Below are 18,621 nucleotides of genomic sequence, written 5' to 3'. Positions count from 1 at the left end.
TTATGAGTAGGCATGGAAGAGGACAAAAAGGATTGAATAAATTCCTGCTTATATGGTGTATAGCGGTCACACTGATTTTGGTGTGCCTTGGAGCTTTTCAGGTTACAAGGGTCATTGGTAAGTCCGGCCTTTTTTCAAAAAATGCTGTAAGTGCGCCTGTTACCAAGAGCACTGAGGTGCTGACTCAGACGGAAAGTGCCATGAAATGGGAGGACGACTGGGTAAAGCATAACGGCGAAATATACGATTATAACGATGATATAATGACATTTCTTGTGATGGGAATTGACAAGAAGGACGAGGAGGTCAGCCCTGTGTACGGCGAGATAAACGGCGGTCAGGCAGATGCACTTTTTCTTATTGTTTTCAATCCTCATGATAAAACGACCAAGGTCATCGGTATTAACAGAAATACCATGACGGATATTGAAATGTACGATGAATATGGCAATTTTGTAAACACGATAAAGGCACAGATTGCGCTTCAGCACGGTTTCGGAGACGGTGTTGAAGGTTCCTGTGAGCTCCAGAAGAGAGCTGTGAGCGATCTGTTTTACAAACTGCCCATACATGGTTATGCGGCTATCAATATGAGTGCAATCACTACGATAAATGATGCTGTCGGAGGTGTGGATGTGACGCCTACAGCTGATTTCGAGAGCGGTGATTACAGCTTTAAAGCGGGAGAAACCGTTCATCTTGACGGTGAAGCTGCTTTTGCTTTTTTACAGAATAGAAATTTGTCACAGATCGGTTCTGCAGATAGAAGGCTTGAGAGACAGAAGCAATATTTGACAGCATTTATCAGCCAGGTAATAGAGAAAACCGAGAGTCAGCCCACACTTGCGGTGGATATATATAAAGAGATAAGTAAGCAGATGGTAACGGATGTTTCTGTGGATCAGCTGTCCTATATAGCGTCCACTGTTTCCGGATACGAGTTTAATTCGGATAGCTTACTTCTTTTAAAGGGTGAAACAAGGATGGGAGAAGAGTTCGAAGAATTCTATCCGGATGATGATGCCAAATACGAGATGTTTCTCGATGTTTTTTATGAAAAAATCGATGTGCAGGGGTAAAGGAAACTAAACAATGAACCGATATAAAGAATGGACAGTTTATAAGTTGCTTGAAAAAGGGGGACTATTTCTGATTGGTATGAGTGTGGCGGCTGTTCTTGCGTCATGCGGTAATCAGACTGAAACCGAAGAGGAAAAAACAAAGAAATCTCAGGAACTTATTGATCAGAATCCTGATATTTTCGGATGGCTTGTCGTACCTGATACGAATATTGATTATCCGATCGCCCAGAATCTAGATGGTGATGATACCTATTACAAGACTCATGATATCACCGGAACGAAGGAGAGTGAAAAGGGCGGAATTTATATTGAGTCGTTCAACATGAATGACATGTGCGATTTTAACACCGTGATATACGGATCCACCACGAAGGACGGGGATATGTTCTCGGAGCTCTGGAATTTCGCGGATGAAGACTTTTTTAACAGCCACGAGACATTCATGATTGCCATCGCGGATAACATACTGACATACGAAGTCTGGACAGCCTACGCGAGAGATAATAATGATGTGATGCATCAATATGATTTCACGGAAGCAGAGGGCTGTCAGCAGTACCTCGATGATATGAAAAAGGATTGGACCTCGGCCACTAACATTCGAAGCGAATGGGAACAGGGGGCGACACCTGACAATTTCCTTGTGAGTCTTGTGACCGTAGATCCTGAGCATCCGGATAAACAGTGGGTGGTCGTAGGGTGCCTTATAGATGATCAAAACGGCACTATTGACAGGAATGACGAGATACCGGATGTAGGTGATACGCAGACACCTGAGCTGCCATCAGATTAATCGTAATTAAGTAAAAATAAAGCTAGTGTTCATGCAGAGTTTATAGTTTTTTAAGTAGTATATTAGTCGTATTTTTGATAATATTAAATTAGGTTATCTTATGAGTATCATACGCTGAAAGGCGTAGAAAGGGGAACTGTTATGAAAAAGATAATGGCTTTATTGTTGGCGGGAGCAATGATTATGTCAACCCCGATTATGGCAGGGGCTACTGTTATCAGATCACCCAAAGCTGAAGAAGCTTACCAGCGCGGTCTGGCAGAAGGCAGATATCAGGAAGCAAAAGCACATGGTGAATATCTTGAGAGAGAAATCGCTGACCTCAAAGCGCAGGTGCAGAACCTTTACAATAAAGTTATTGAGCTTGCAAATAAAAAGACCAACGTAGAAGTAAAGGTTACGGTTAAAAACGGCAAAGCATCAAAACCGAAGGTGGTTGTTAAGAATAACACAGTTGGAAGCGGTTATTCACCGGCATCAGAGCCTTTTGTAAATACAGTTCTTAAAGCCCCGGGACTTGATTGCCCGATCCCTGTAGGACAGGGTGGAAAGCTCGTTATCTGCGGAGTTAAGACCAGAGCAACTTTCGTTATGAGAGAGACCACATCTGCCAAGGTTGATTCCGCAAAGATCCTTGCAGCACAGATCGGTGGATCGGTTAAGAACGTGGTTGAGACCTACGCACCCGGTGTTCGCTTCAGTACAGCACAGGTTGATTTCAAGGTTTACGGTGCTCACGACGGCGATATCTATAGGGTATTCCAGATGGGACCGAAAGGAACCTGGAATGAAGTACAGGTTGACGAAGTACGTGAAGGCCATGTGATTTGCACGGTTAACAGAGCCGGAACATTTGCATTTCTTAAGATGAATTAAGACCAATGAAATTGGTTTTAAATACGAATTGTTGAAAACAATTCAGGAGTAAAAGGTATCAAATATGTTTTAAAGCCTTCGCAAGAAGGTGTCAGCGCAGCTTACGGATGAGGGGAAAATTATGAATGATACTGCTTTAGCCAGACAGGAACAAGCAATCATTGAAGTATCAGGAAGAAAGATCATTAACCTGATTTATCAGGAGGTGTACGATCACAAGGCGAATATTTACAAAGGCCTTAAAAGGGCCTTCGATGTGGTTGCATGCAGCCTCGCACTTGTTGTTTTGTCACCGATTTTCCTCGTGACAGCGCTTGCTATTATGCTTGAAGACGGCGGCCCGGTGTTCTTTACTCAGTACAGAGCCGGGAAGAACATGAAGCCATTCAAGATTTACAAGTTCCGCAGCATGTACAAAAATGCAGAAGCCCAGTTCCAGCGCATGCAGGCACAAAACGAACAGACCGGTCATGCGTTTAAGATTAAGGATGATCCAAGAATCACACATGTCGGAAAATTCATTCGTAAGTATTCGATTGATGAACTTCCGCAGCTCATAAATATCATTAAGGGTGATATGAGCATAGTTGGACCAAGACCGATCCTGGTGAACCAGATGGAAGAGTGCAATGCTTATGAAAAGCAGAGACTCATTGTTAAGCCCGGTCTTACCTGCTACTGGCAGGTTGGAGGACGTGCTAACATCAAATGGGATGAATGGGTTGAACTTGACCTGAAATATATAAAAGATATGAGCATCGCAACGGACATTAAGCTAATACTCAAAACAATTCCCGTGGTGTTTGAATCCGAGGGTGCTTACTAAAGAGAATGGATTACGTGAAGCTCCTTTGCTAAGGCAAAGGAGTTTCGTTTTAGTAGAGGACATGATGAGGTGGAAAATGGCGAAGGATAACATACTCGAACTTATCGGAAGAACAGAACCGCTTTTTGTTAATGATATTCAAAACAGAGAAGCGCAGTTAAAGGAGATTATCTCATCCTCAAGATTCCTTGTAGTCGGCGGTGCAGGAACAATTGGCTCCGCTATTTGCCGAGAACTTTTCGCAAGGGATCCGAAGGTTTTACATGTAGTTGATATAAGTGAAAATAACATGGTTGAACTTGTGCGTGATATCAGATCCTCTGCCGGCTACGGAAGCGGTGAGTTTGCTACTTTCGCGATAGACTGTGGAAGTGAGATTTTTGAAGCTTTTATAGAAGTTCAGAAAAAGCGCATCGGCGGTTATGACTATATTTTCAACACCTCTGCGCTTAAGCATGTGCGCTCGGAGAAAGATCCGTTTACACTGATGCGAATGGTAGACACCAATATTTTTTATACGGAAAAACTCATGAGGATGGCAGAGGATATGGGGGCTAAAAAGTACTTCTGCATATCCACCGACAAAGCCGCCAATCCCGTAAATATGATGGGAGCATCCAAGCGAATCATGGAGATGTTCCTAAGTAGAAGAAGTGAGAACATGTCCTTATCAATGGCGAGATTTGCCAACGTGGCATTTTCGGACGGAAGTCTGCTTTATGGGTTTAACAGAAGAGTAGAGAAAAATCAGCCAATTGCAGCACCTAACGATGTCAGACGATATTTTGTAACTCCGAAGGAATCAGGTGAACTCTGCCTGCTGTCGTGCCTTACAGGAGAGAACAGAGATATCTATTTTCCTAAACTGAGCGAAGAATTAAACCTAATCACCTTCAGCAGCATTGCGGAGAAATATCTTGCAAACCTGGGTTATGAGCCCGTACAGTGTTCTACAGAGCAGGAGGCAAGAGACAGAGTCAGTGAGCTCAAAGCGCAGCACAAATACCCTGTGTATTTCTTTACCAGTGACACAACCGGTGAGAAGGATTTCGAGGAATTCTACACTGATAATGAAGTTCTTGATATGGATAAATTCGAATCCATAGGAATCATCAAAAATGAGCTTGATTTTAATGCTGATTTGTTGGATGATTTTGTAAATACAATTGCTGACATGAAGAGACGAGGAACTTGGGAGAGAGCGGATCTTATTGATTTGTTTAATAGGATGATTCCCAACTTCAACCATAAGGAAACCGGCAAATTTCTTGATGGTAGAATGTAACTGTGTCAGCGAAGCTTACGGAGATTATTAAAGCCTTCCCCCCACAGGGGGAAGGTGTCAGCGTAGCTGACGGATGAGGGGAAGGAGAATGACTATGAAAAATGTAACACTCGGCCGCACCGGCATAACCGTTCCGCAAAATGGTTTTGGCGCACTTCCGATTCAGAGAATACCGCTTGAAGATGCAGTAAAGCTCCTTCGCAAAGCCTATGACGGAGGCATGCGATTTTTTGATACCGCAAGAGCCTATAGTGACAGTGAAGAGAAGGTGGGCGCTGCCTTCGGTGACGGCTATGTGAAAAGAGAAGACATCGTCATCGCAACAAAGACAGGCTCTAAAACTCCCGAAGAATTTTGGGAGCATCTTGAGACCTCACTTGACAAACTTAAAACTTCATACATTGATATTTACCAGTTCCATCTGATGAATCAGTGTTGGAAGCCTGACGACGGTACGGGTATGTATGAGTGCATGATCAAGGCGAAGGAACAGGGGAAGATAAAGCATATCGGCGGAACTGCGCACAAAATCGGAATCGCAAAGGAACTCGCCGAGTCCGGATTGTATGAGTCTGTGCAATATCCGATGAGCTATCTTGCAACCGATCAGGAAATAGATTTAATACATCTTTGTAATGAGAAGAATGTCGGATTTATCTGCATGAAGGGGCTTGCTGGTGGACTTATCACTAATTCGAAAGCTGCAATGGCCTTTGCAAATCAGTTTGACGGACTTGTTCCTATCTGGGGAATTCAGAGAGAGACCGAGCTTAACGAATGGCTCTCCTACATGAACGACACTCCGCAGATGGATGCAGAGATTCGAGATTTTATTGAGAGTGAGAGAAAAGAGCTCATGGGTGATTTTTGCCGCGGTTGTGGATACTGCATGCCCTGCACTGTGGGTATCCAGATCAATCAGTGCAACCGCATGACGCTTATGCTTCGCCGTGCTCCCAGTGACAGCTGGCTCTCCGAATACTGGCAGGCAGAAATGAACAAGATAGAGGAATGCGTGAACTGCGGAGCATGCCTTTCAAAGTGTCCGTATGAGCTGCAAATTCCTCAGCTCCTTAAGAAGAATCTCGAGGATTACAGAGAGGTTCTGGCAGGGAACAGAAAAGTGAAATGAGATTGGATTTAAGATTTATGAGAAATATTATGGAAAGGGTTCCGGCTTTTATTTTGACCGGAACCATAGTTTTGTCAGGAATTCTGACAGGTTGTGGTAGGAATAATGATACATCGGAGAATGGCGGAGATTCTGCTTCCGAGTTGTTTACGAAGATTGAGGATGCTGATAAAACAGAAGAAGTGCAGCAGAATGATGTAGAAAATACCGATTCTACGGTTGAAGAGAACGATGATCGCGATGACTTGACCGGTAGTGATGATGGCAGAAGTTCAGATGAGGATGACGGAATCCTGACCTCTTCGGCAGACATAAACCTTCATGACGATGGCTCCGGCAAAAACTACACCTTCACATACAACGGCGAAGATTTCTCTGCAATTTATGTCGAGGATAATTGGAAAATAATAGACTCATACAAAATAAACAGCGTCAGCGATATGCTCTATATCTGCCAAGCGCTTATAGATGAGAAGCCTGTCCATGGAAGAGATATGCAATCCTACAGAGATGCTGAGGACATGGCCTACGAGTGGGTTCAGCACAACATGGCCTATCAGATACTTCCCGATGACAACGACATGAAATCCCACGCAAAGGATGTCGACTTTGATCCGCATGATCAAAACAAGGACTTCGATGAAATCTATAAGGACAGGACGGGGAAAGAATTATCGCTGGATGATATTTTTGATAAACTGAATTAAATATGGGTATGGAAAAAGTGTCAATTTTGACATAGGAATTCATGGAAAAAGTGTCAATTAAGACCCTAAAAACCATGGGAAAAGTGTTCTTTTTCATATAGGTGGATTTTAGGTCAATGACAAAAACCCATATTAAGCGTATAATATCCCTATAGAACTGCGTGTTCTATGGGGATTTTCTTATGTGGTTAACTTGATGAAAAAAGTTATTATTCGGGGGCATTTTATATTTTGATTAATTAGCGGCAGCGCGCCCGAATATTCGGCGTGGCTGCCGCTTGTTTTTGTATCTAGTAAGAGATTGTAATGGCGTTAATGAGTTTGGTAATTGGTGCGATTTATGAATGTTTATCAGGTATTAAGGGATATAAAGGATAGCCGCTATTTTCGGTTATTATTATGCCCTTATGGAATGCATCATTTTAAAAAAGAAAATACATTGTATAGCGAATCAGAATTCCCTGAGATTATTAAACGTTTTAAGAATATTCATGATGGAGAAAGGTGTTTCATAATAGGGAATGGACCAAGTTTGACTCCGGAAGATTTGCAAAAAATCAAAAACGAATATTCGTTTGCAGCTAATAAAATATATAACATATATTCTAAAACATCATGGAGACCAACATACTATGTCTGTATGGATAGCATGTCAATTGTTGAAGAAATCGGGGATGAGATAGATAAAGTTAGTGCTGATTATATGTTTATTAATTGGCAACAGAGAGGGAATATCCCAAGAGATGAGAAGATTATTCTATGTAATGCGAATCCACGATATGTTGTGAATTTTTGGGATGATAAGAAAGTGACTTTTAGTGAGGACTGTTCATGTTTTATTGATAATGCCAGAACAGTTACCTATACATCTATTCAACTTGCGGTATATATGGGATTTAAAGAAATTTATTTGCTTGGGGTAGATGCTAATTATCCGTTTTACAGAGATGGAAAAGGTCGTAAGCACACGACTGGCGTGACAAAGTCACATTTTGAAAATGGCGGGTATAAGAGGATAGATTACCTAGTAAAAGAAACAAATGATACTGGCTATAAAGTAGCACGAGAGTACTGCGAAAAAAATGGGATAAAAATATTTAATGCTACTCGCGGTGGCAAACTTGAGATATTTACGAGAGTAGATTTTGATGAGATAGACCTAAAAAGAGGATGAGATGAAAGTAGTAGCATTTGTTCCGATAAAATTGAATTCACAAAGACTTGCAAATAAGAATTTACTACCACTTAAGGGACACCCCTTATGCTGGCATATATGTAATACATTACGACAAGTAAATCTAATAGATGAAGTTTATGTATACTGCTCAAATGCTGATATTAAACAATATATTCCAGCAGATGTATCTTTTTTGAAACGAGATAGTTGGCTGGATGGGGATACAGTAAAAGGTTTTGATATTTATAAAAGCTTTATTTCTGAGGTTGATGCAGATGTATATATCTTAGCACATACAACATCGCCTTTTATAAAAAAAGAAACAATAAATGATTCTTTGCAACATATATTAAATGGGGAAAATGATTCTGCATTTTCTGCAAAACGAATACAAACTTTTGCATGGTATGATAATAAGCCAATAAACTATGATCCAAATGATGTACCAAGAACTCAAGATATGGAACCTGTTTGGGAAGAAACAAGTGGGTTCTATATTTTCAAAAAAGAAATATTTACTGAACATCACAGACGCATCGGATTTATGCCATATATAGCAGAGGTCAAAGGCGCAGAGGCTGTAGATATTGATGAAAAAGAAGACTACGAAATAGCATGTTTGTATGCTGATAAAGAGGAGAGCGATGAATAGATTGCTTTTAGTGGCAGGCCCATGTGTTATAGAAACAGAAGAAATCACATTTCAAATTGCTGATGCAATGAGATTAATAGCAGAAAAATATGATCTTGATTATTATTTCAAGGCATCTTTCGACAAGGCAAATAGGACAAGTATTGATTCATATAGAGGTCCTGGTTTAGAAAAAGGACTTGAGATACTTTCTGAAGTGAAACGAAAATATGGGCTACGAATTACAACAGATATTCATGAGCCATGGCAAGCAAACGAAGTTGCAAAAGTAGCTGATATTATCCAAATACCGGCTTTTTTGTGCAGACAAACAGATTTGGTTGTAAGTGCAGCTAAGACAGGAAAAACAGTAAATGTAAAAAAAGCGCAGTTCCTTGCACCATGGGATATGAAAAATGTTGTTAGAAAAATAGAAGATGCAGGGAACAGTAAAATAATTTTATGCGAAAGAGGTACTTGTTTTGGCTACAATTCATTAGTTGTAGACATGACCAGCTTTTGCGAGATGAAAAAATTTGGGTATCCTGTGATGATGGATGCAACTCATAGTGTTCAAAAACCAGGTGGGAATGGAACAGCTACCGGGGGAAACAGGAATTACGTAGAGCCGTTAGCAAAGGCAGCGATCGCGGCGGGAGCGGATGCTTTGTTTTTTGAAGTGCATCCTGATCCTGATCATGCATTATCAGATGGCCCCAACATGGTTAAACTTGATGAATTTGAGAATATGTTGGAGAGAATAATAAAGGTGTATAAAGCCGTTCACTAAGGAGAACTATGGATTATCTGGTTGAGGCAAAACGTGTATTTGATATAGAAATTGATGCATTAAGCAGAATGAGAGATTCGCTGGACTCATCATTTGAGCAAATTTTAAAACAGGTGACTGAATGTAAAGGAAAAGTCATTGTCACCGGAGTGGGAAAATCAGGTCATGTTGGTAGAAAAATAGCTTCTACTTTAGCTAGTTTAGGTACTCCTTCGTTTTTTATGCATCCTGATGAAGCTTTACATGGTGATCTGGGTATGGTTTCAAATGCGGATGTTGTCATTGTTATTTCATATAGCGGAGAGAGTGATGAGATATTGAGAATGCTTCCTGCTATAAAACACATTGGTGCAACTATCATTGCGGTTACCGGAAGAAGAGAGTCCACTCTTTCAAAAGAAGCCGATTATATTCAACTAATTCCAAATTTGGAAGAAGCATGTTATATGGGGCTGGCACCAACTTCCAGTACAACGGTTCAATTGGTATATGGTGATTCATTGGCTGTAACAGCAAGTGCTATTTACGGATTTAAGGATGCTGATTTTGGAAGATTGCATCCGGCAGGAGCACTTGGAAAGAAAACGATACTTAGGGTAAAGGATTTGATGGCAACAGGCGAGAAGAATGCTGTTGTTTCACATCATTCCGCGTTGAAGGATGCCATATTGGAATTAAGTAAAAAAGGGTTGGGGATAGTTACCATAGTTGATGATACTGGAAGAATGTTAGGTGTTATTACTGAAGGTGATTTGCGTAGGCAACTTGAGCGCGGTGCGGATATATATAGTTTATCAGTGGATGATGTTATGTCTTCAAGTCCGGCATATATAAAGAAGGACAAGATGGCTGTAGAAGCACTAAACGAAATGAAGAAAAAAAATATATCCAGTATGCCTGTAGTAGAAATGGGATTATCAATAGGAACAATACGTCTACAAGATATAATCGGGATAGGAATTGTTTGATGACATCTATTATACCTAAAAAAATACATTATTGTTGGTTTGGGAATGGAGACATGTCCGAACTTGAAAAAAAATGCATAGCGAGTTGGGGGAAGTTTTGCCCGGACTATGAAATAAAACAGTGGGATGAGAAAAACTTTGATATAAAGGATTGCAAATATGCTGAGCAAGCATATGCTTCAAAAAAATGGGCATTTGTGGCTGATTATGCGAGATTTGTGATACTTTTCAAAGAGGGTGGAATATATTTTGATACTGATGTCGAATTAGTAAAAATGTTTGATTCATCAAAGATAACTATGCCTTTTTTTTCGAGTGAATCATGCTATAGATATAGTCGAGATAATTTTTTTTATAAGAATGGGGAACAGAATGGAATAGAGGATGCAGTGAACCCTGGGATTGGGATGGCATTTCCTGCAGAGCATCCTATCTTAAGAGAGGTCATTGAAAAGTATAAAAAGAGAGAGTTTCTAATAGGAAATCATTTATATGACAAAACTACAGTTGTTAATATAGTTACAGATATGCTGATAAAAAAGGGATTTAATCCATCCAAGAAAGATATTCAGTATGTAGATGGGATAACAATATATCCACCGGAGTTTTTTTCCGGAATAGATAATATTTCAAAGAAAGATATACGTACAATTAATACTATTGCAATACATCACGGGGCTGGATCGTGGTTATCAGGCAAAGAAAAAAATATAGTTTTGATGCGCAAAAAATTTAAGGGCAAAGGTGCGGTTGTTTATTTAATTGGATGTATGTTGACTATGCCTGTTCAGTTTTATTATGAATGCATACAGTACGGCGCTGTTTTAACATTAAAAAAGTATTTTTATTTTGCAAAAGGACATCATAAAGTGGGTATTCTAAATTGAGTGATTGCGGATGAATAGCAAGAAAATGAACATCTTATTTATTTCATCAGATAATAATCCTGCTGCAGGGGCTTTCCGCAGTATGGCTAAATTATGTGAATTGCTGAATAAAGATGAAAATATAAACATAATAGTAATTCTTCCTAAAGAAGGAAAGGGCGTAAGACTTCTTTCGAATGTCGGGGTGAAATATCACGTTATAAGGTCTTGTAGCTGGGTCCAGCATTTAAACGAACATAAGACAATTCTAGGGACTCTAAAAATGCAAATTAAAAGGCTTGTGAATGTCTTTGCAATAATGAGAATATGTGTGACTATCAAATATAATAAAATTGATATTGTCCATATAAACACTATATCCTCGTATGTTGGTGCTGTTGCAGCCAGATTATGCAAAGTGCCTGTTGTGTGGCATATAAGAGAAGCCTTGGATGTGGATCAGGATAAATGCCTGTATGATGACAAGGCTTATTCGATAATTAATAAAGCGAAATATACACTATATATTTCGGAATTTATAAAGAACCATTATCCTCAGATAAGCATGCCACAAAATGCAATGATTTATAACGGCATAGATGAAAAGGAATACTACTATAAAAGAACGTGGAATAAGGATGAACAAGAGGTAGTACATTTCTTAAATGTTGGGTATATGGGAAATGAAAAAAAAGGACAGATTTTAATTATACAAGCGGCTTCGGAACTGGTTGCGAGAGGAATAACGAATTTTGATGTAACTATGGTAGGAAGTGGCAATAAGGAAAAAGAGTATATCAGACGGGTATCTGAAGCAGGTATATCCGATAAATTTTATTTTTTGGGAGAGCTTGAAAATACTCGAGATGAATATAAAAAGGCCGATGTATTTATTATGAGTTCCAGTGCAGAAGCTTTTGGAAGAGTGACTGTAGAGGCTATGATGGCGGGGTGCTTGATTATTGGCTCAAATTCGGGAGCAACACCTGAAATCTTGGAGAAGGGTAAATCAGGGATATTATTTGAAGCAAATAATAGTCAGAGTCTTACAGATGCTATGGAGAAAGTAATACATAACTTTGGAGACTATGAAGATATTGCTAAAAAAGGGCAACAGTATGCATTAAAAAATTTTAATGCACTTCATAATAAAACGGAAGTGTTGCGGATATATGAAGATATTATTGCGGGACAATAAATGGAAGCAAAAAGAGAACGATTTAGTCAATATTATATGTACTTCGTCATTGCTGTTTGGTTTGGATTTGAAATTATTTTCAATTCGACGGTAGAGTATATTTTTGTATGGAAAAAAAGCGATGTAAATAAGTTTATGGCAGTGTTTGTATTAGTGCTCATAATAATACAAATTCTGTTTTTACAGAGTTATAGATTAGCAGAAATATTTGTGTTGCTACTATTGTCAATTCCTGTTTTGATCGGAACTATCAGATCAGGTGATAATATGATGATGTCAACGTGGCTTTTTGTAATAGCTTCAAAGCATATTGACTTTGACAAGATAATTCAGATTAGCTTTGTTGTGCTGGTTTTGGGTATTGGGATTGTTTTTTATCTGTATTATACCGGATGGATAGAGGAAACATATATTTACAGAGGTTCACAGCTACGTCATTCCATGGGATTTATTCATCCTAATTGGCTTGGAGTTAGATGCTTTCAATTGATTATTGCATGGTGTTATATCAGAAGAAAAAGAATAGGAGTAATGGATTATGCTCTTATTGTAATAAGTGCCTATTTTGTATACAAGGTTCCTAATTGTAAAACAGCATATTATTCATTAGCTATTTTGCTAATTTTACTTATGGGATATCATATTTCTGGATTTGTGGAAAGTGGTAAACAGTTTTTTTTGTCCATAATAATTATGTTATCAATCATTTCAAACGCAGGAAGTATTTTTTTATCATATATAAATTTAAGCAAATATCAGTTTTTGAAAATTATTGATAGGATGATGTCGCATAGATTTTCTGCCTGCCATAGGACCTGGATGTATTATGGGACAACATTGCTTGGCCAAAATATAGATTTATATATTAGAAAAATGAATGTCTTAGTCAGAAGGTTCTATTTGGATACAGCATATGTTGCGATATTTCTAAAATATGGGGTGATTGTATATGGCTTATTCTCTATTTTGTATATAAAAGCAATGTCTAGATATAAAAAAAGTAATAACGGAATTATGGTCATTATTTTAGGAATGTATGCTATTTATGGAATAATGGAGAAGTCATTTTTTTCAATGACTCAAAATATATTTTTACTTGCGTTGGCAAACGCTATATATGATAAGAATGTTTTGAAAGAGGATTTTGATTTTGCAAATGTAAATGCAAAGTTTCGTATAAGTGTGTAATGAATTTGAGAGGTGAGAGATGGCGGATGTTCGATATGCAGTGATTAAGCCATTTTCTGGTGGAGATAATCCATATATTGAAATAATAAAAAAAATAATGAATGAAAATGGATATACTGCTATACCACTCTCCAAAGTTATTTGTTCCAATTATATTTTTAAAAGGATACATTTGTCACATTTAAATTGGTATGAAAATGTGCGAGGAAAAAATTTATTAACGACACATTACTATATTTTAAAGCATAAGATGGCTGTCTTGTATTTGAAATATATCAGGCATAGTAAGATTATTATTACTGTTCATAATAAACACTCGCATGATGCGAGTAAAAAAAACAGTTCAGCAAAGTTGTTAGCGTGGCTTATTAAATATTCAGATGCTGTAATTGTATTATGTGATGATACATATAAATACTTGGATAATATATGCAAATCATACAAAGTGAATGGATGTAAGTGTTTTAAAATACCGCTCCCTAGCTATAGCGATTTTTATAAACACTCAAATATAGATGAATTTGTAAATATTTCAGGCAAAAGAGATAAAAATATATTTGAAATTGCTTATTTTGGATCTATTTCGGAGTATAAGAATGTTGGAAAGCTAATAGAATTAGCTGATATGATAAAGGGAAAAGCTATACATATAACTATAGCCGGAAAGTCATCTAAGGATTATCTTGATGAAATAAAGAATGAGGTATCAAAACGAGACAATATTTCCTTATATTCTGATTTTATTCCTAACGATAGATTGTGGGGGTTCATAAAGGGTGCGGATTGCATTGTGCTTCCATATAAAAATGACTCTATGCTGAACTCAGCATCTGTACTTCTTGCACTATCTGTTGGGACAAATGTTGTTTGCTCTAGTAATGGAACAATCAATGAGTATCCAGCTGATTACACATACACATATAATTACGCTGATGAAAAAGATCATACAGCAAAACTATATGAGCAAATAATGCGTGCATATTCAGATTATTCTACGAATAAGGAATTGTATGACTTAAAAGCTGAAACAATAAAGAATATTATTACGTCGCAAAACTCTTATGAAGTCGTACTGGATAAATTTAATGAGCTCTATAAGACATTGGAGCGTTGATGATGAAAAAACTATTTAATAATGGAACAGTATGGGCTCTGACTTTAGTTGTAGTCAGAACTATCATAGCATTTGTTTCTGTACCGATTGTTACTAAAGCAACAAGTGTAGAAGCATATGGATTTGTTGCGTTGGCAAACAGTTTTATTGCATACATTGATATTATCGCCGTATCGTTTAACTATTTCGCACAGAGATATATTTCTGTATGTTTTCATAAAAGTGAATATGAACAATCGAGAAATTATTATTCTTCGATAATATTTGCGGATATCATTTTATGTATTGTTTCGAGTATTCCTATATTTTTATTTATATATAAGGCAGAAACAATAATTAATATACCTAATGGTCTTTTGAGTGATGTCAAATGGCTATTTGTATTTCTGATTTTGAAGTACGATTTATCACTTTTTTCTGCAACATTTGAAGTGGGTGCTTTTATTAAGAATAGGGTGGATTTGACATCAAAAATTAGAGTGGTGGCCTGTTTGCTTCAGTTCTCTACTTTGTGCGTCCTTTTTATATTAAGAGAACCCAAAATCTATTATGTCGGAATAGCAGCGATTGCATATGAGATTTTTAATTTCATATTTCAGCTTTGGGCAAAAAATTACAATGTGTCTCTGCTGACTTTTTCAAGAAAAAATTATTCTTTCGGACTGATAAAAAACTTAGTAGAGAAAGGCATATGGGTTTCAATCAATAATTTCGGTAATATTTTGAATAACGGATTGGATTTGCTAATAACAAATCTCATGATTTCAGAAATTACCCAAGGAATTATATCCATTGCAAAGATGCTTAGTTCGTTAAACTATGCTGTTGTGTCTGCTGTAAGTGATTCATTAAAACCTGCTCAGTTAAAATTCTATTCTGAAGGGAAGACAAATTTACTTATAAATGAACTAAATTATGCAATGAAAATAACAGGAACACTTTATATTATTGTTATAGGTGCTTTTGTAGGATGTGGAAAAGAGTTCCTGGTCTTATGGTTAGGTAATACAAATGAAATAAGAAAGCTCTATTTGTTTACAATATTATGTCTTTTGGGGGATCTTATACCTAGTGTGATGAAGCCTCTTTATTATACATATACATTGACTGCAAAAATGAAATTCCCATGCTTTGTCACAATAATTATGGGACTGGCAAATGTGATTTCCATGTATATACTAATTGCTAATACCAATATGGGAGGAGCAGCAGTATTGCTGACAACTGTTGTAATAAATACTATACACATAATTGATAGTCCAATTTATTCAGCGTATTGCTTAAAAATACAAGCAAGGTCATTTTATAAAACAATTGGAATATACATATTTACTTGCGCGTTGATGATATCTATTGCAATGGGATTTAGTTTGATAGAGGCATCAGACTCAGTAATAATATTTTTAATTAAAGTGATTTTGTTTTCCATCACTTGTATGTTGGGTTCATATATAGTTATGTTTAATAAGAATGAAAAGATAAGACTCAGAAAAGAAATAATGCGAGAGATGGAATGATTGATAAAACAAGGTGATAGAACATTATAGAGGTAATTTAAAGTGATAACCTACGACGAAATCCTTTCTGCATGGCAGGGAAAGAAAATAGAATCCCTTATTGATCTCGATGATGCGTTATCGGATTATCGGGTTTTCTTTGCATACCATTCAAATAAAATCGAAGATGCTGGAGTATCCCTTCATCAAACGAGAGAGATTTTTGAGAATGGAAAAGTTGTAGGATATACTGGGGATTTGCGCGCGCTTTTTGAAACTCAAAATCAGAAGGTGTGCTTTGAGTTTTTAAAAGAAAAGATAGTATTAAAAGAGCAACTTTCATCTGATCTAATCAAAGAAATTCATGAGAAGTTATGCCATGGCTGCTATGATGAGACTAGATGGGCTAAGGGAGAACGCCCAGGAGAGTATAAGAAAAACTATTATGGAGTAGGGCTCTCGGTAGGTGTTCCTCCCGAGGATGTTGAGGAAGAAGTCAGATTCATTTGTGATGAACTATCGGATGCGAAACTTAATTCTTCGGAAGATGTACTGAAGGCAGCAGCCTGGTTTCATTGTAGCTTTGAGCGGATTCATGCTTTTGCTGACGGCAACGGAAGAGTCGGGCGTACTCTTTTAAATTACATTTTATTAGTCAATAATTTGCCACCTGTGATTATTTTTGATGAAGATAAAGAAACATATTACATGGCGTTGGAGGTGTTTGATCACTCTGATAAAATAGACGGATTTGTTCAGTTCCTAAAAGAGCAGGCAATCAAGACCTGGACAAGAACAAAACCTAATGACGAAGTTTTTATAGCGATATAGAAAACGCAGCAAGCTCACATTTTGCCGGATAGTAATATTCGAGACTCTTAGTATTGGGGGATACGTATGAGTAAGGAATCGAATGCATTAACAACTGATCAGCAGCGGGCAATGGAAGTCATGAGGACCGGAGCGAACATTTTTCTTTCCGGAATATCGGGAACGGGCAAATCCTTCCTGATAAATAAGTTTATCTCTGAGAGAAGAAACAGCAATATTGTTATTTGTGCGCCTACGGAGAAAAAGGCGACCGCAATCTGCGGAGATACGCTTCAGAGAATATTTGATATTCCGGGCAGAATCATCAAGGTGGGTGAGTATAACCACAAACCGGGAAGCATTCTGAATGATGCAGACATAATAATAATTGATGATATAAACAGCTGCAGGGTGGATGAGTTTGAGTATGTGATCCGGACTCTGCGCGATATTATTAAGAGGAAGAGCCTTGCGGAGAAACCTGATCATTACAATAAGCAGCTGATTCTGATCGGAGATTTCTATCAAAAACCGCCGAAGGTGAATGTTGAGGATAGGTCGGATTTTGTGACCGAATGGGGATATAAGAGAGGTGAGGATCGCTTTGCGTTCAACTCATCTCTTTGGGATGACCTCTCACTCGTAAATGTCATTTTGAAAACGCCTGTAGGAAACACGAAGACTCCTGAGTATATGGAGAGACTCAGCAGGATCAGAATGAGCCGGGAGTCGGATATGACCTTCGATATGCGTGAGACACTTCTTAGAACCACTAAGGCAGTTTTCGATTTTTATGTAAAAATCGCGGGCGAAGCGGTGTCAGATCTGTATGAAAGCAGAAAGATAGTTGCACGTGCATATTCCGGATGGAACGATGAGGAAGACAGAAAGGTTCAGGATGAGTGGGCGATGGGAATGGGCCTTGATGAAATAGCAAGAAGACATGGAAGAACTGTCGGAGCGATAAGATCGAGGCTTATGCAGATATAGAGTTTTATGCTTTTCATGGAATTAAAAAAGTAAAATCTGCTATAATCATAGAGTTGATATCTACTGAATTCTATGGAAGGTGTATGAAAAATGAGAAAAATACTTGTAGTTGTAGACATGCAGAAGGACTTTGTTGATGGGGCGCTCGGAACAAAGGAAGCGGTAAGCATTGTTCCGAAGGTTGTAGAGAAAATTAAAAGCTATGACAAAAATGATGTGATTTTCACAAGGGATACTCATCAGACTGATTATATGCAGACACAGGAGGGGGCGAATCTTCCGGTGGAGCACTGCATAGAAGGAACTCCCGGGTGGGAAATTGATGAGAATATAAAGGCCCTCTCAGAAGGTGCAACAATTGTGGATAAGCCTACCTTCGGAAGCACTAAGCTTGCTGAGATGATAAAAGACATTGCAGCTAAGGAAGATATCGAGATTGAACTTGTCGGTTTATGTACTGATATATGCGTGGTTTCAAATGCGCTCATGCTCAAAGCTTTTATGCCGGAAGTACCGATAAGTGTGGATTCATCCTGCTGCGCCGGAGTAACTCCGGATAAGCATGATGCGGCTCTCGAGACAATGAGATCCTGCCAGATAAAGGTGTACTAATTCATAAAAATATTACACTTATTTTATTTCAATTCTTATCAAAATATCGTATTATTTTCATATAGGCCTATGAGAAAGGT

Annotated in this window: 19 protein-coding genes; all 19 read left to right on the top strand. The window is 38.0% G+C overall.

The features are described from left to right. The first annotated feature begins 2 nt into the window (after positions 1 to 2). Positions 3 to 1,079 (top strand): LCP family protein, encoded by a 1,077-nt coding sequence (locus BLR42_RS02150; protein ID WP_091866255.1) that lies wholly within the window; start codon positions 3 to 5, stop codon positions 1,077 to 1,079. A gap of 13 nt (positions 1,080 to 1,092) precedes the next feature. Next, positions 1,093 to 1,875 carry a class B sortase gene (locus BLR42_RS02145; RefSeq protein ID WP_091866253.1) on the top strand — a complete coding sequence of 261 codons (783 nt, stop codon included), beginning with the start codon at positions 1,093 to 1,095 and terminating at the stop codon, positions 1,873 to 1,875. 141 nt (positions 1,876 to 2,016) lie between these two features. Continuing rightward, positions 2,017 to 2,751, top strand: coding sequence for a hypothetical protein (locus BLR42_RS02140; RefSeq protein ID WP_091866251.1), 735 nt, complete (start codon positions 2,017 to 2,019; stop codon positions 2,749 to 2,751). Between the two features lie 121 nt (positions 2,752 to 2,872). Continuing rightward, the gene (locus tag BLR42_RS02135; protein WP_022760878.1) at positions 2,873 to 3,577 is read left to right on the top strand and encodes a sugar transferase; all 705 of its coding nucleotides are present in this window, start codon (positions 2,873 to 2,875) and stop codon (positions 3,575 to 3,577) included. 76 nt (positions 3,578 to 3,653) lie between these two features. Beyond that, positions 3,654 to 4,862 (top strand): UDP-N-acetylglucosamine 4,6-dehydratase, encoded by a 1,209-nt coding sequence (locus BLR42_RS02130; protein ID WP_091866249.1) that lies wholly within the window; start codon positions 3,654 to 3,656, stop codon positions 4,860 to 4,862. 94 nt (positions 4,863 to 4,956) lie between these two features. Next, positions 4,957 to 5,994 carry an aldo/keto reductase gene (locus BLR42_RS02125; RefSeq protein WP_091866247.1) on the top strand — a complete coding sequence of 346 codons (1,038 nt, stop codon included), beginning with the start codon at positions 4,957 to 4,959 and terminating at the stop codon, positions 5,992 to 5,994. A gap of 29 nt (positions 5,995 to 6,023) precedes the next feature. Continuing rightward, positions 6,024 to 6,701 (top strand): hypothetical protein, encoded by a 678-nt coding sequence (locus tag BLR42_RS02120; RefSeq protein ID WP_091866245.1) that lies wholly within the window; start codon positions 6,024 to 6,026, stop codon positions 6,699 to 6,701. Positions 6,702 to 7,041: 340 nt separating this feature from the next. Beyond that, positions 7,042 to 7,875 carry a 6-hydroxymethylpterin diphosphokinase MptE-like protein gene (locus tag BLR42_RS02115; RefSeq protein WP_139165088.1) on the top strand — a complete coding sequence of 278 codons (834 nt, stop codon included), beginning with the start codon at positions 7,042 to 7,044 and terminating at the stop codon, positions 7,873 to 7,875. Between the two features lies 1 nt (position 7,876). Then, on the top strand, positions 7,877 to 8,530 hold the full coding sequence (locus tag BLR42_RS02110; RefSeq protein WP_091866241.1) for an acylneuraminate cytidylyltransferase family protein: 654 nt from the start codon (positions 7,877 to 7,879) through the stop codon (positions 8,528 to 8,530). Further along, on the top strand, positions 8,523 to 9,299 hold the full coding sequence (gene kdsA, locus BLR42_RS02105; protein WP_207648505.1) for a 3-deoxy-8-phosphooctulonate synthase: 777 nt from the start codon (positions 8,523 to 8,525) through the stop codon (positions 9,297 to 9,299). The genes BLR42_RS02110 and kdsA overlap by 8 nt, the downstream gene beginning before the upstream one ends. An 8-nt stretch (positions 9,300 to 9,307) precedes the next feature. Then, a complete protein-coding gene (locus BLR42_RS02100; protein WP_091866236.1) occupies positions 9,308 to 10,267 on the top strand; it encodes a KpsF/GutQ family sugar-phosphate isomerase in 960 nt (319 codons plus the stop codon). Continuing rightward, positions 10,267 to 11,154: a glycosyltransferase family 32 protein gene (locus tag BLR42_RS02095; protein ID WP_091866234.1), complete on the top strand. Its 888-nt coding sequence runs from the start codon at positions 10,267 to 10,269 to the stop codon at positions 11,152 to 11,154. Before BLR42_RS02100 ends, BLR42_RS02095 begins: the two co-directional genes overlap by 1 nt. Before the next feature lie 10 nt (positions 11,155 to 11,164). Then, positions 11,165 to 12,331, top strand: a complete 1,167-nt coding sequence (locus BLR42_RS02090; RefSeq protein ID WP_091866232.1) for a glycosyltransferase family 4 protein — start codon at positions 11,165 to 11,167, stop codon at positions 12,329 to 12,331. After that, positions 12,332 to 13,519 (top strand): hypothetical protein, encoded by a 1,188-nt coding sequence (locus BLR42_RS02085; RefSeq protein ID WP_091866230.1) that lies wholly within the window; start codon positions 12,332 to 12,334, stop codon positions 13,517 to 13,519. Between the two features lie 19 nt (positions 13,520 to 13,538). Further along, entirely contained in the window at positions 13,539 to 14,633 is a 1,095-nt protein-coding gene (locus tag BLR42_RS02080; protein ID WP_091866227.1) for a glycosyltransferase, read from the top strand. After that, positions 14,633 to 16,150 (top strand): lipopolysaccharide biosynthesis protein, encoded by a 1,518-nt coding sequence (locus BLR42_RS02075; protein WP_139165087.1) that lies wholly within the window; start codon positions 14,633 to 14,635, stop codon positions 16,148 to 16,150. Before BLR42_RS02080 ends, BLR42_RS02075 begins: the two co-directional genes overlap by 1 nt. 42 nt (positions 16,151 to 16,192) lie before the next feature. Continuing rightward, positions 16,193 to 16,960 (top strand): Fic family protein, encoded by a 768-nt coding sequence (locus tag BLR42_RS02070; protein WP_091866223.1) that lies wholly within the window; start codon positions 16,193 to 16,195, stop codon positions 16,958 to 16,960. A gap of 66 nt (positions 16,961 to 17,026) precedes the next feature. Next, positions 17,027 to 17,929 (top strand): AAA family ATPase, encoded by a 903-nt coding sequence (locus tag BLR42_RS02065; RefSeq protein WP_091866221.1) that lies wholly within the window; start codon positions 17,027 to 17,029, stop codon positions 17,927 to 17,929. 90 nt (positions 17,930 to 18,019) lie between these two features. Further along, the gene (locus BLR42_RS02060; protein ID WP_091866219.1) at positions 18,020 to 18,541 is read left to right on the top strand and encodes a cysteine hydrolase family protein; all 522 of its coding nucleotides are present in this window, start codon (positions 18,020 to 18,022) and stop codon (positions 18,539 to 18,541) included. Positions 18,542 to 18,621 lie beyond the last annotated feature (80 nt).

It is taken from the genome of Butyrivibrio sp. INlla16 (assembly GCF_900104155.1).
Classification (GTDB): Bacteria; Bacillota; Clostridia; order Lachnospirales; family Lachnospiraceae; genus Butyrivibrio.
This window is presented reverse-complemented; position numbering and strand designations above follow the sequence as displayed.

Excerpts from the sequence above, each read along its gene's own strand:
- BLR42_RS02150 (WP_091866255.1), top strand. The coding sequence starts at position 3 with ATGAGTAGGCATGGAAGAGGACAAAAAGGATTGAATAAATTCCTGCTT.
- BLR42_RS02145 (WP_091866253.1), top strand. The coding sequence starts at position 1,093 with ATGAACCGATATAAAGAATGGACAGTTTATAAGTTGCTTGAAAAAGGG.
- BLR42_RS02140 (WP_091866251.1), top strand. The coding sequence starts at position 2,017 with ATGAAAAAGATAATGGCTTTATTGTTGGCGGGAGCAATGATTATGTCA.
- BLR42_RS02135 (WP_022760878.1), top strand. The coding sequence starts at position 2,873 with ATGAATGATACTGCTTTAGCCAGACAGGAACAAGCAATCATTGAAGTA.
- BLR42_RS02130 (WP_091866249.1), top strand. The coding sequence starts at position 3,654 with ATGGCGAAGGATAACATACTCGAACTTATCGGAAGAACAGAACCGCTT.
- BLR42_RS02125 (WP_091866247.1), top strand. The coding sequence starts at position 4,957 with ATGAAAAATGTAACACTCGGCCGCACCGGCATAACCGTTCCGCAAAAT.
- BLR42_RS02120 (WP_091866245.1), top strand. The coding sequence starts at position 6,024 with ATGGAAAGGGTTCCGGCTTTTATTTTGACCGGAACCATAGTTTTGTCA.
- BLR42_RS02115 (WP_139165088.1), top strand. The coding sequence starts at position 7,042 with ATGAATGTTTATCAGGTATTAAGGGATATAAAGGATAGCCGCTATTTT.
- BLR42_RS02110 (WP_091866241.1), top strand. The coding sequence starts at position 7,877 with ATGAAAGTAGTAGCATTTGTTCCGATAAAATTGAATTCACAAAGACTT.
- kdsA (WP_207648505.1), top strand. The coding sequence starts at position 8,523 with ATGAATAGATTGCTTTTAGTGGCAGGCCCATGTGTTATAGAAACAGAA.
- BLR42_RS02100 (WP_091866236.1), top strand. The coding sequence starts at position 9,308 with ATGGATTATCTGGTTGAGGCAAAACGTGTATTTGATATAGAAATTGAT.
- BLR42_RS02095 (WP_091866234.1), top strand. The coding sequence starts at position 10,267 with ATGACATCTATTATACCTAAAAAAATACATTATTGTTGGTTTGGGAAT.
- BLR42_RS02090 (WP_091866232.1), top strand. The coding sequence starts at position 11,165 with ATGAATAGCAAGAAAATGAACATCTTATTTATTTCATCAGATAATAAT.
- BLR42_RS02085 (WP_091866230.1), top strand. The coding sequence starts at position 12,332 with ATGGAAGCAAAAAGAGAACGATTTAGTCAATATTATATGTACTTCGTC.
- BLR42_RS02080 (WP_091866227.1), top strand. The coding sequence starts at position 13,539 with ATGGCGGATGTTCGATATGCAGTGATTAAGCCATTTTCTGGTGGAGAT.
- BLR42_RS02075 (WP_139165087.1), top strand. The coding sequence starts at position 14,633 with ATGATGAAAAAACTATTTAATAATGGAACAGTATGGGCTCTGACTTTA.
- BLR42_RS02065 (WP_091866221.1), top strand. The coding sequence starts at position 17,027 with ATGAGTAAGGAATCGAATGCATTAACAACTGATCAGCAGCGGGCAATG.
- BLR42_RS02060 (WP_091866219.1), top strand. The coding sequence starts at position 18,020 with ATGAGAAAAATACTTGTAGTTGTAGACATGCAGAAGGACTTTGTTGAT.